The organism is Paracoccus sp. SJTW-4, from assembly GCF_047716885.1.
Lineage (GTDB): Bacteria > Pseudomonadota > Alphaproteobacteria > Rhodobacterales > Rhodobacteraceae > Paracoccus > Paracoccus solventivorans.
Genome location: NZ_CP136681.1, coordinates 1,554,304 through 1,565,897, shown reverse-complemented (window position 1 = coordinate 1,565,897; position 11,594 = coordinate 1,554,304). Strand labels below are relative to the sequence as shown.

13 protein-coding genes and 1 tRNA gene are annotated in these 11,594 nt (G+C 68.0%); 10 read left to right on the top strand and 4 right to left on the bottom strand.

Annotation, left to right across the window (positions count from 1 at the left end; all coding sequences use genetic code 11):
• Window positions 1–148 precede the first annotated feature (148 nt).
• From hemP to bfr, 3 genes are all read left to right on the top strand, one after another.
• Window positions 149–322 (top strand): hemin uptake protein HemP, encoded by a 174-nt coding sequence (hemP, locus tag RSP45_RS07710; RefSeq protein WP_415393880.1) that lies wholly within the window; start codon window positions 149–151, stop codon window positions 320–322.
• Between the two features lie 95 nt (window positions 323–417).
• A complete protein-coding gene (locus RSP45_RS07705) occupies window positions 418–672 on the top strand; it encodes a bacterioferritin-associated ferredoxin (protein WP_415393879.1) in 255 nt (84 codons plus the stop codon).
• Between the two features lie 31 nt (window positions 673–703).
• On the top strand, window positions 704–1,189 hold the full coding sequence (bfr, locus tag RSP45_RS07700) for a bacterioferritin (RefSeq protein ID WP_415393878.1): 486 nt from the start codon (window positions 704–706) through the stop codon (window positions 1,187–1,189).
• Between the two features lie 49 nt (window positions 1,190–1,238).
• Here bfr and RSP45_RS07695 read toward each other — a convergent pair whose 3' ends face one another.
• From RSP45_RS07695 to RSP45_RS07685, 3 genes are all read right to left on the bottom strand, one after another.
• Window positions 1,239–2,189 (bottom strand): glycosyltransferase family 2 protein, encoded by a 951-nt coding sequence (locus RSP45_RS07695; protein ID WP_415393877.1) that lies wholly within the window; start codon window positions 2,187–2,189, stop codon window positions 1,239–1,241.
• Window positions 2,190–2,294: 105 nt separating this feature from the next.
• Entirely contained in the window at window positions 2,295–2,978 is a 684-nt protein-coding gene (locus RSP45_RS07690) for an outer membrane protein (protein WP_415393876.1), read from the bottom strand.
• A 298-nt stretch (window positions 2,979–3,276) separates the two neighbouring features.
• Window positions 3,277–3,353: transfer RNA gene (locus tag RSP45_RS07685), tRNA-Met, on the bottom strand.
• A gap of 208 nt (window positions 3,354–3,561) precedes the next feature.
• Here RSP45_RS07685 and RSP45_RS07680 point away from each other — a divergent pair.
• Window positions 3,562–4,503: a DnaJ C-terminal domain-containing protein gene (locus RSP45_RS07680; protein WP_415393875.1), complete on the top strand. Its 942-nt coding sequence runs from the start codon at window positions 3,562–3,564 to the stop codon at window positions 4,501–4,503.
• Window positions 4,500–4,856, top strand: coding sequence for a hypothetical protein (locus RSP45_RS07675; RefSeq protein ID WP_415393874.1), 357 nt, complete (start codon window positions 4,500–4,502; stop codon window positions 4,854–4,856). The genes RSP45_RS07680 and RSP45_RS07675 overlap by 4 nt, the downstream gene beginning before the upstream one ends.
• 4 nt (window positions 4,857–4,860) lie before the next feature.
• Here RSP45_RS07675 and rlmJ read toward each other — a convergent pair whose 3' ends face one another.
• Window positions 4,861–5,637, bottom strand: a complete 777-nt coding sequence (gene rlmJ, locus RSP45_RS07670; RefSeq protein ID WP_415393873.1) for a 23S rRNA (adenine(2030)-N(6))-methyltransferase RlmJ — start codon at window positions 5,635–5,637, stop codon at window positions 4,861–4,863.
• 483 nt (window positions 5,638–6,120) lie between these two features.
• Here rlmJ and RSP45_RS07665 point away from each other — a divergent pair, with 483 nt between their 5' ends.
• From RSP45_RS07665 to RSP45_RS07645, 5 genes are all read left to right on the top strand, one after another.
• On the top strand, window positions 6,121–7,215 hold the full coding sequence (locus RSP45_RS07665) for a P-loop NTPase (protein WP_415393872.1): 1,095 nt from the start codon (window positions 6,121–6,123) through the stop codon (window positions 7,213–7,215).
• A gap of 670 nt (window positions 7,216–7,885) precedes the next feature.
• Window positions 7,886–8,392 carry a division/cell wall cluster transcriptional repressor MraZ gene (gene mraZ / locus RSP45_RS07660; RefSeq protein WP_073062039.1) on the top strand — a complete coding sequence of 169 codons (507 nt, stop codon included), beginning with the start codon at window positions 7,886–7,888 and terminating at the stop codon, window positions 8,390–8,392.
• The gene (gene rsmH, locus RSP45_RS07655; protein WP_415393871.1) at window positions 8,392–9,354 is read left to right on the top strand and encodes a 16S rRNA (cytosine(1402)-N(4))-methyltransferase RsmH; all 963 of its coding nucleotides are present in this window, start codon (window positions 8,392–8,394) and stop codon (window positions 9,352–9,354) included. Before mraZ ends, rsmH begins: the two co-directional genes overlap by 1 nt.
• Window positions 9,354–9,776 (top strand): cell division protein FtsL, encoded by a 423-nt coding sequence (locus RSP45_RS07650; protein ID WP_234951948.1) that lies wholly within the window; start codon window positions 9,354–9,356, stop codon window positions 9,774–9,776. Before rsmH ends, RSP45_RS07650 begins: the two co-directional genes overlap by 1 nt.
• A 5-nt stretch (window positions 9,777–9,781) precedes the next feature.
• On the top strand, window positions 9,782–11,584 hold the full coding sequence (locus RSP45_RS07645; RefSeq protein WP_415393870.1) for a peptidoglycan D,D-transpeptidase FtsI family protein: 1,803 nt from the start codon (window positions 9,782–9,784) through the stop codon (window positions 11,582–11,584).
• The last annotated feature ends 10 nt before the right edge of the window (window positions 11,585–11,594 follow it).

Here is an 11,594-nt window from a genome sequence, read left to right as displayed (position 1 = left end):
GCACCCCATGCGCCGCCCCTTTTGCGCAGGTTTCTGCGCGTTTCCCTGCCGATCAAAGCATTTTTGTCAGAAATGAATTGACAGCCGGAGTTGTCGACATAAAAGGTTGGGTATCTGGACCAACCCTCGACCAACCCCGGAGGCTCTGATGAACGACCTCACCTTTGACGTGACCCAACGCGTCGCCGTTCCGCTGCTGCGGGTGCCGCTGCACGATGCCACCGACCTGACCGCCGGCGGCCATCTGGCGCAGATCGCCCTTGCCGACCAGGTCTACACCCTGCGGATCACCCGCGCCGGCAAGCTGATCCTGACGAAATAAGGCTGGCGCCGCACCCTGACCCGGCACGAAACCCAGACCGACAAGGCCCCTGACATCATGCACCACCCTGTGCCCCGCAACCCCGGGGAAACGCGATGATCGTCTGTCACTGCACGGGCGTCACCGACCACGAGATCCGCGCCGCTGTCGGCTGGATGCGCGCCTCGGATGCTGATACCATCATCACGCCCGGCAAGATCTATCGCGCTTTGGGTAAGCGCGCGGATTGCGGCGGGTGCATGAGGCTGTTCGTGACGACGATGCGATCCTCGGAAGGGTTCGCCGTCGATGCGGACCCGCGCCCGGTCCCCGCAGAGCTGCGCGGGCTGCGGCCGCTCGTGGCAGGCTGAACAGGGCTGAACAGGTCAGGGAGACGCTGAAATGAAGGGTGATCCGAAGGTCATCGAATATCTGAATGCCGCGCTGCGGTCGGAGCTGACCGCGGTCAGCCAGTACTGGCTGCATTACCGGCTGCAGGAAGACTGGGGCTACGGCCGGATCGCCGACAAGTCGCGCGCCGAATCGATCGAAGAGATGAATCACGCCGACAAGCTGATTCAGCGCATCATCTTTCTGGAAGGCCACCCGAACCTGCAAAAGCTCGACCCGCTGCGCATCGGGCAGAACATCCGCGAAACGCTCGAGGCCGATCTGGCCGGCGAACACGACGCCCGCAACCTGTATCTCGAGGCGCGGCAGTATTGTGCGCAGGTCAACGACCAGGTGTCCAAGGCGATCTTCGACGACCTGATCGAGGACGAGGAGGGGCATATCGACTTCCTCGAAACCCAGCTGCAGCTGATGGACGAGATCGGCGCGCAGAATTACGGCATGCTGAACGCCAAGCCCGCCGACGAAGCGGAATAAGACCCAAGGTCCAGACGACCCGACGCGCCGCCCCTTGGGGCGGCGTTGTTCATTGCGTCGCCGGCAGGGCGGGCGGCGCTACCAGATGCGGCTCGGGCGGGATAAGGCGCACGAAGCCCGCCTCCAGCGATTCGGCCAGCAGTTCGGGTGGCATCACCGCCATGCGCAGGTAAAGCCGGTCGAGCCCGTCCTCGCCCTCGCGCGCCAGCGTCTCGGCAATCAGCTGCAGCTGCCGGGTCCGGAACTTTCCCGCCTGCGGCACCAGCACCTTGCCGGTGATCCGGCGCAGGTGCTTGTCCTTCCACTGCCCGAGCGACAGCGTGTCGTAATGGCGCAGGACCAGCCGGTCGTCGTGGTGACGCATCTTCAGCCCGGCGATCTCGTCGGGTTTCTTGCCGTGCAGCGGCATCTTTCCGACCGGCGCCGCCGCGCGGATGAAGGACTTGCCCAGGATATGGCCCCAGAACCCGTATTTCGTGGCCTCCCACAGCGCGCCATAGACCCGCTGCGAGATGTCGCGATAGGTGCGGGGGCGGCCGGCGGGGCTGAAGAAGCGCTTGAAATGGGGGGTGTGAAAGATGGTGCCCTCGTCGGGCGGCGCGGCATAGACCGCCTCGACCGGGCGGACGAGGATGCCGCCCACGTCCTGGGGGACCGACGCCAGTACCTCGGCGATGGGGCTGTCCGACCAGATCAACTCGTCGATGTCGCAATGCAGGATCCAGTCGGTGCCGCACCAGCCCTTGGCGCGGGTGGCGTTATGGAGCTGCCGCTGCTCCAGCGCCTCCGGCCGGCCGCGCCGCCACCAGCCGCCGTCGCAGATCGTGCTGGTGACGCCGGGCAGCGCGATGTCGCACGCCATTTCGGGGTCGTCGTGGAACAGGAACACCCGCGAGGCGCCGCGGGCCAGCTGGTGGCGGGCGAATGTCTCGCACAGCGCCCGGCTGGCGCGGACGGTGGCGGCGACGCTCCAGCTGCCGGGTGCGGGGGTGGGTGCCATGTGAACGCCTGCGCCGATAAATGCCCGCGCAGGCAAAAGCAGCTTCCGCGCGGCAAGACAAGATGCCGCGCGGAATTGTCGTGTTGAATTGGAACATGCGGAAAATCAGAAGCGGTAAGAGGCGCTCAGCCCGAGGGTGCTGATATCGGTGTCTCCGGTAATTGTCGTGAACTCATGCGTCATCCATTCGGCGCCCAGCATGAAACGTTCCGAAGCCAGGAACTTCAATCCGGCACCGTAGCCGAATGCGGTATCATGGCCGCTGTAAGGGTCGTTGTTATTGTCAGTAAAGTCGAACTTTGCCCGCGCCACGCCGACGGCGGCATAAGGCAGGAAACGGCCCGCGTCATATCCGGCCAGCAATTTTGCCCGGATCATGTTGCCCTTGGCATCGGCGAAGGGTGGTTCACGGTCGCCTTCGCTGTGAACGGTAATGTCCTTGAGCTTCAGACGGTCGTAAGACAGTTCGACGCCGCCGACAAAGCGGCCGAAGTCGCGCAGATAGCCGACATGGCCGCCATATGCCGGCCCTTTTGCATCTGTGGTGCAGAAATAGGGAAGCCCCGTGGGATTATCGGGATTTTTCAGTGCGCAGTAATCCGGGCCTTTGTTGGCCACCCGACCGAACTGCAGGCCCGCGTAAAACCCGGTCCAATCCCGCGCAGGTTGAAGAATGGGTGCGGCCGCAACCGGCTCGACCGCGATGATGGGGGCCGCATAACCCCCAGCCGTCGCCGCCGTGGTCGCCAGGACGGCGGCCACGGCAGTTGGGACCAGAACAATGTTCATCGTTACAACTCCTACCGGTAAACACTCGACTCGTTGTGGCTACAAGTTGCGACAAAATGTTGCAGAAGGGATGTTGTATTTTTGGATAGGTCTTGTTTGCCCAGCTTTCCTGGACATTTGCGGCGCGTTACGAGAGGGCCTGAGGTTGTCAAGACAACTGCGGAAGCAACGTCACGTAACGTCGCAACGTCGGTTCCATTCCCGCGACAGGGCAGTTGACGGAAAATGCCTCGCCTGACAGTTGGACTGCCCGCAATCGGATGATGTTGAATGAGATGCCGCCGGCAATCACTGCATTTGGTAGCGGAGGAGGGACTCGAACCCCCGACACGCGGATTATGATTCCGCTGCTCTAACCAGCTGAGCTACTCCGCCCCGATGCGTCGCGAACCATGGGCCCGCGAGGGGTGCGGGGGATGTAGGGCGTGCGCGCGCCTCCGTCAAGCGGATTTCTGGCGCGGCCCCTGCCAACTGACCCGCAGGGCGCGGGGTGCTTGCCTAACCGGGCCCGGCCGGGCAGGAAATCCACAGGAAACCGGGCGCGCCCGCAGGGCGTTGCAGCAGTGAGAGCAAGGGGTTGCGAATGGCGGATGATCCGTATGCCGCGCTGGGGGTGTCCCGGACGGCCACTGACGCCGAAATCAAGAAGGCATATCGCAAGATCGCCCGGACGGATCACCCCGATCTGACCGACGATCCGGCGGCGCATGAACGCTTCAAGGCCGCCTCGGCCGCCTATGACCTGCTGCGCGACCCCGAGCAGCGCGCCCGATTCGACCGCGGAGAGATCGACGCGCAGGGGCAGGAACGCCCGCAGCGCCGCTACTATCGCGACTTTTCCGAATCGCCCGACAACCCCTATCGCGGGCAGGCGGATTTCGGCGACTTCTCGGACGTGTTCGCTGATCTGTTCGGCGAGGGCGGGCGCGGCGGCTTCCGCGCCGGCGGGCGGCCGGGCGCGGGCGGCCGCAGCTTCGACATGCGCGGGCAGGATTATCGCTATACGCTCGAGGTCGATTTCCTGACCGCGGCCCGCGGCGGCACCACCCGCATCACCCTGCCGGACGGGCAGGTCCTGGACGTGAACATTCCCGCCGGCACCCGTGACGGCCAGACCATCCGCCTGCGCGGCAAGGGCGGCCCCGGCATGGGCGAGGCGCCCCCCGGCGACGCGCTGCTGACCCTGAGCGTGCGCGAGGACCCCGGCTGGCGGGCCGAGGGCGACGACGTGACCACCGTGCTGCCGATCTCGCTGGACGAGGCGGTGCTGGGCGGCCGGGTCGAGGTGCAGACCATCGACGGCCCGGTGATGCTGACCATCCCCCGCGGCGCCTCGAGCGGGCAGAAGCTGCGGCTGCGCGGGCGCGGGCTGCAGGGTGCGGGGGGCAAGCGCGGTGACCAGCATGTCGAGCTGCGGGTGGTGATGCCGCCCAAGGTCGACGATGAGCTGGCCCGCTTCATCGAGACCTGGCGCAAGGATAACGCCTACGACCCGCGCGCCACCCGGAGGAGGGGAGGACGATGACCAGCCGCTCGATGAGCCGGGACGAGATCCTGGCGCTGATCCCCGAGCTGTCGGACGCGGCGCTGGATGCGCTGACCGATGCGGGGATCGTGCAGCCGGTGCTGGAAGAGGGCGCGCCGCGGTTCCGCGACATCGACGCGGCGCGGCTGCAGCTGGCGGTGGAGCTGGAGGATGCGTTCCAGCTGGACGCCGATGCGCTGGCGCTGGTGCTGTCGCTGATCGACCAGTTGCACGGGCTGAAAGGCGAGATGCGCGCGGTGCTGGGCGCGCTGGCCGCCGAGCCGCCAGAGACCCGCGCCCGGCTGCGCGGCGTCATCCGTCAGACCCGGGTGCTGCGCATCCGCCGCCGCTAGCGCCTTACAGCACGGCGAACAGTGCCGCCAGCCGCGCGGCCTCGTCCTCCAGCCCATAGGGCGGGTTGATGACGAGCATCCCCGACCCCACCATCCCGTGTCCCGCCCGTGCCGGCGGAAACCGCACTTCCGAGCGCAGCGCGCCGGGATGCGCCGCGGCCAGCGAGTCGGCCATCGCCCGGTGTCGCGCGTCGGACAGGATCGGATACCACAGCGCGATCACCCCCACGTTCCACTTGCGCGCCATGCGGGCGATCCAGCCGGGGATGCGGTCGTAGTCGGCTTTGATCTCATAGCTGGGGTCGATCAGCAGCATCCCGCGCCGCGGCGTGGGCGGGATCAGCGCATTCCCCATGGCGAAACCGTCCTGCGCGTAAAGCCGGGCAAATCCCGCCACCTGCGCCAGCGCCGCGTGTTCGGCCGGGTGCAGTTCCGCCAGATGCGCCGAATCGCCCGGGCGCAGGAAATGCGCGGCGATCAGCGGCGAGCCGGGGTAGCAATCGGCGCCGAAGCGGGTGCGGACCGCGGCCAGCGCCGCGTTCAGCGGGTGCTGTGGGGGAAGCCAGCCCGACGATTCGGCGCGGGCGATGCCATGGGCGGCCTCGCCGGTCTTCTGCGCCTCGGTCCCCGACAGGTCGTATAGCCCGCGCCCGGCGTGGGTCTCGATATAGCTGAGGGGCTTCGGCTTTTCGGTCAGCCGCGCCAGCGCCGTCGCCAGCAGCGCGTGCTTGTGCACGTCGGCCAGGTTCCCGGCATGATAGGCGTGCTGATAGGACAACATGCGCCGTGCCTAGCGATGGTGCGGGGGGAAGGGAAGCGGCGGGGGGTTAAAGCGGCGACCCCGGGGAGGAGGAGAGGGGCCGCCGCCGACAACGCGCCCAGGGAGGAGGAGAGGGCGGCGTTGCATCTGGATCGATCGCCGGGGAGGAGGTCGGCTGCGATCCATGGGCACAATATGGCCGAGATGCTGCGGATGCACAATGTCACTTAACGCTGACCTGCCATGCATCCTGCGCATGGGTGCGGGGCGCCTTGTTAACAAAGATTTAACCAACCGTGATTGGACTTGGCGAGAATCGCCCGCGTGCACACTCTGGTTGCATAACCTATGCGTGCGACGCAACGTCACCCGGTGGAAACCCCTTGCATTGCTGCAGTGCGGCGTCATGCCGCTGCCCATGGTGGAGGGGCGTGCGGCTGGCTGCCCGGGTCCGCTCGCCCTATATCGCCAGTGACCATCAATGCAGACAAGGGGGCGGATGTCATGGCGGGGAATCGCGACAGGGTTTTGCAGGAGCTTTCGGGCATCGCGGTTCCTGGCGGTGGCAATCTGGTCGATTCGGACCTGATCCGCGCGCTCAACGTCAGCGACGACGAGGTGAGTTTCGTCATCGAGGCCGCCGATCCCATGCTGGCCCGCGCCCTGCAAGCCGCCGAGAAAGAGGCCGAATCGCGGCTGCGCGCGCTGGGGTTCCAGCGGGTGCGCATCGTGACCACGGCCCCGGCCGGGCGCGCGCCCTCGGTCGCGGCCAGCTCGGGCGCGGCAGGGACGCCGCCGCCCACTCTCAAGCTGGGCCGCCATCCTACCCCGCAGGCCGGGCCGCAGGCGATTCCCGGGGTGCAGCGTATCGTCGCCATCGGCTCGGGCAAGGGCGGGGTCGGCAAATCGACGCTGACCACCAACCTTGCGGTGGCGCTGGCCCGGGCCGGGCGCCGCGTCGGCGTGCTGGACGCCGATATCTACGGCCCCAGCCAGCCGCGGATGCTGGGCGTCACCGAACGCCCCCGCAGCGAAAACGACCGCATCATCCCGGTCCATGCCTACGGCGTCACCATGATGTCGCTGGGGCTGATGATGAAAGAGGGCGAGGCGGTGGTCTGGCGCGGCCCGATGCTGATGGGCGCGTTGCAGCAGATGCTCAACCAGGTTGCTTGGGGCGAGCTCGACGTGCTGCTGGTGGACCTGCCGCCCGGCACCGGCGACGTGCAGCTGAGCCTGTGCCAGAAGGCGCCGGTCACCGGCGCGGTGATCGTGTCGACCCCGCAGGACGTGGCGCTGATCGACGCGCGCCGGGCGATCGACATGTTCGACAAGCTTAGGACCCCGGTGCTGGGGCTGGTCGAGAACATGTCCTCGTATGTCTGCCCCAATTGCGGGCATGAGGCGCATCTGTTCGGCCATGGCGGCGTCGCGGCCGAAGCGGCGGCGCGCGGGTTGCCGTTCCTGGGCGAGGTGCCGCTGGACCTGTCGGTGCGGCTGGCCGGCGATTCGGGGCGCCCCGTGGCCGCGGGCGAGGGGCCGGTGGCCGAGGCCTATGCGCGGCTGGCGCGCCGCCTGATCGAGGACCGGATGGCTTGACCCACCCCCTGCGCCATGGCGGCGGAACGGTCGGTTCCGGGAAATCATGGGAACCGGCCGTGGCGGCGGGAAATCCTGGGACAGCCCGCCGCTGCCGCCTTGCAAGGTCGAATCGCGGCGCCGTGAATACCCGTGATTCCCGGCGTTTTCCCCGACTTGTGCGGGGTGCTTTGCCCGCCCTGCGCGAGTTGCCTGTGGATAACTCGAATACTGAGCCTATTCTGCCACAGTCGCCGCGCCACTATATCTAGTCGTAGTCCGGGGCTGCTTTACCTATATCTGCAAATCTGCTTGCGCGGCCGCGTCGGTGTTCCCGTCGCGTTCTCGTGATGGGTTTCGGCGGAGTTCCGTCGTTCCCATCACAAGCCCATTGCTTCCCATGATTTCCCATGGCATCCCTGTCCCTACGGAAGACGGGCAGTGAAGGGGCGACAAGACCCCAGCCAGAGGCAGGCTTCATACAGGCTCCCGCCATCCGCAAAAACGACTCGGCCGCCGTGCGAGCAGCACCTTCCCCCAAAGGTGGCGCGGCGGACCGGGCGATCCCCCGAAACTTCGGGGCCCAGTGATGGGACGAGGGCGGCGGATCGGGCAGTGGCAGCAGCCCGATCCGTCCTTTCCCGTTTCCGGGGCCCGTTTTCGGGGAATGGACAGTGGGAAGGTGGCGGGCTTGGCACGCAGGTTCAGAGGCTCGGAAGAGGTCAAGGTCGACGCCAAGGGGCGCGTCTCGATCCCCGCCCGGTTTCGCCGCGTCTTCGAATCCGCCGACCCCGATTTCCAAAGCCGCAACCGCGCGCAGCTGGTGGTCGTCTACGGTTTCGCCGACTGGACGCATCTGCGGCTTTACACCATGGAAGCCATCGACGAGATCGACGAGGGCATCAGCCGGATGCCCCGCGGCTCGGCCGAGCGCAGCTATCTGGAAACCCTGATGAACGGCCTGTCGGAAGAGGCCGAGATCGACGCCGACGGCCGGCTGGTGCTGCCGCAGCGGCTGCGCGAAAAGATCGGGCTGGAAGATCGCGTGTTCTTCATGGCGCAGGGCGACTACCTGAAGGTCTCGACCCCCGAGACGCACGAGGCCGACCTGGCCGCCATCCAGGCCGACATGCCGGCGCTGGAACCCGGCGCCGACCCGCTGTCGCTGCTGCCGCCCGCGCCGGCGGCCGAAAGCTGATGGACGCGCCGCATGTTCCCGTGCTGCTGAACCCGCTGCTGGCGGCGGTTGCCCCCGTCCGCGGCATCTGGGTGGACGGCACCTTCGGCGCGGGCGGCTATGCGCGCGGGCTGCTGGCGGCGGGCGCAGATCGTGTGATCGGCATCGACCGCGACCCGGCGGTGTTCGCCATGGCGGCTGAGTGGGCCGGGGACTACGGCGACCGACTGCGGCTGGTGCAGGGCACGTTTTCGGAACTGGACGTGCTGGCCGGCGAGCCGGTGGACGGGGTGGTGCTGGACCTCGGGGTCAGCTCGATGCAGCTCGACCAGCCGGAGCGCGGGTTTTCCTTTCTGCGCGACGGGCCGCTGGACATGCGGATGGGGCAGGCGGGACCCTCGGCCGCCGACCTGCTGAATACCGCCGACGAATCGCGCATCGCCGATGTGCTGCATTACTATGGCGAGGAACGCGCCGCCCGCCGCATCGCCCGCGCCATCGTCGCCGCGCGGCCGCTGGCCACCACCGCACAGCTGGCCGAGGTGGTGCAATCCTGCCTGCCGCGTCCCAGACCGGGGCAAAGCCACCCCGCCACCCGCAGCTTTCAGGCCATCCGCATCTGGGTGAACGACGAGTTCGGCCAGCTGCTGGCGGGGCTCGCGGCAGCCGAGCGGGCGTTGAAGCCCGGCGGGCATCTGGTGGTGGTCAGCTTTCATTCGCTGGAAGACCGCGTGGTCAAGCGCTTCATGCAGGCGCGCGCCAATGCCGCCGGCGGTGGCAGCCGCCACGCGCCGGTGGCGCAGCTGGACCCGCCCGCCTTCACCCTGCCGTTCCGCCGCGCCATCGGCGCCGACGCGGCCGAGCTGGCGGCGAACCCCCGCGCGCGTTCCGCCTTTCTGCGCGTCGCCCTGCGCACCGACGCCCCCGCGGGCCGGGCCGACCCGGCGCGGCTGGGCCTGCCGCGGCTGCCCGGGGGTGTGTGATGCGGCCGCTGCTTTACCTTGCCGCGGCGCTGGTGGTGATGGCGCTGGCATTCTGGGCCTATCGCGAAAACTACCGCACCCAGGCGCAGGTCGACCAGATGCAGTCCGTCCAGCGCGAGATCGCCGGCCTGCGCGAGACGCTGGGCGTGCTGCGCGCGGAATGGGCCTATCTCAACCGCCCCGAGCGGCTGCGCCAGCTGGTCGACATGAACTTCGAGCGGCTGCGGCTGGCGCCGGTGCAGTCGAACCAGTTCGGCGGCCCGCGCAACATCGACTATCCGCCGCCAGACCTGCCCGCCCCGCCCGAGGACGACGACTGGGTGGCCCCCCTGCCGTCCAACAACCACGGTGCGCCGCCGCCGCGCCCGTTCCGCCCCGGCTTTGCCGTCCCCTCTGTCGCTGACCGTTCCCCGCAGGAGTGATTGCCATGATCCGCACCCCCTTGCGCCCGCTGGCCCGCATCCTCAGCGCCCGACAGGCCGGTCAGGACCCCGACGAGATCGAGGCCGAGCTGCGCGCCCGCCGCCACGCCGAGATCCAGGACCGCGCCCGCCGCCGGGCCGAGGGGCGGATCAAGTGGATGGTGCTGGGCTTCATGCTGGCCTTTGGCACGGTGGGGCTGCGGATGGGGACGCTGGCCTCCAGCCAGCCTAGCGAGCCGCGCACCCATGCCTCGGGCGCGCAGATCATCTCGCAGCGGGCCGACATCGTGGACCGGCGCGGGCGGGTGCTGGCGACGAACCTGTCCACCCATGCGCTTTACGCGCATCCGCAGGATCTGGTGGACCCCGCCACCGCAGCGGCAAAGCTGGCGAAGATCTTTCCCGACCTCGACGCCGAGCGGCTGAAGCGCGACCTGACCGGAGAGCGCAAGTTCGTCTGGATCAAGAAGAAGCTCAGCCCCGAACAGATGCAGGCCGTCCACGACATCGGCGAACCCGGGCTGGTGTTCGGCCCGCGCGAGATGCGGCTTTACCCCAACGGCAACCTTGCCAGCCACATCCTCGGCGGTTCGCAATTCGGGGCCGAGGGGGTGAGTTCCGCCGAGGTTCTGGGCATGGCCGGGGTCGAGAAAGCCTTTGACGGCTGGCTGCGCGACCCGGCCAATGCCGGGGCGCCGCTGCAACTGTCCATCGACCTGACCGCGCAGGCCGCGATGGAGGAGGTTCTGGCCAACGGCATGAAGGTGATGAACGCCAAGGGCGCCACCGGCATCCTGATGGAGGTCGCCAGCGGAGAGATCGTGGCCATGGCCAGCCTGCCCGATTTCGACCCCAACGACCGGCCCAAGCCCCTGCTCAAGGGCGATCCTTCGGACAGCCCGCTGTTCAACCGCGCGGTGCAGGGGCAGTATGAGCTCGGCTCGACCTTCAAGATCTTCCCGGTGGCGCAGGCCATCGACGAGGGGCTGATCAACGTCAACACGATGATCAACGCCAGTTCCCCGATGAAGATCGGGAAATACCTGATCCACGATTTCCACAACTATGGCCGCGACCTGTCGGTCAAGGACGTGATCGGCAAATCCTCGAACGTCGCCACGGTGCGGATCGCGCAGATGCTGGGGCCGGAGCGCCAGCAGCAGTTCCTCAAGGAGCTGGGGTTCTTCGAGCCGACCCCGATCGAGATGACCGAGGCGCCGACCGGCAAGCCGATCGTGCCGCGGCGCTGGCCGGCGGTGACCGCGGCCACCGTGTCCTTTGGCCACGGGCTGGCGGCGAGCCCCCTGCATCTTGCCTCGGCCTATGCCACCATCGCCAACGACGGCCGCCGGGTGCGCCCGACGTTGGTCCATCGCAAGGAACCGGTGCAGGGCGAACAGGTGCTGTCGCCGCGCGCCGCCGCCGCCGCGCGCGACCTGCTGCGCTATGTGGTGACCAAGGGCACCGCGCGGCAGGCCGAGGTTCCCGGCTATCGGGTCGGCGGCAAGACCGGCACCGCCGACAAGCCCCGCCCCGGCGGCGGCTATTACAAGAACCGCAACGTCTCGACCTTTGCGGCGATCTATCCCGCGGACCGGCCGGTCTACGTGCTGGTGGTGACGCTGGACGAACCCAAGGTCTCGGTCGCGGGCGGGGGCGAGCTGCGCACCGCCGGCGCCACCGCCGCCCCGGTCGCCGCCGCGCTGGTCGAGCGACTGTCGCCGATGCTGGGGCTACGTCCCGATGACGTGAAACTGCCCGTCATTGAACCTCGTCCGGCCGATGCCGTAAGGATTTCGGCAAGATAAGGACAAGAGG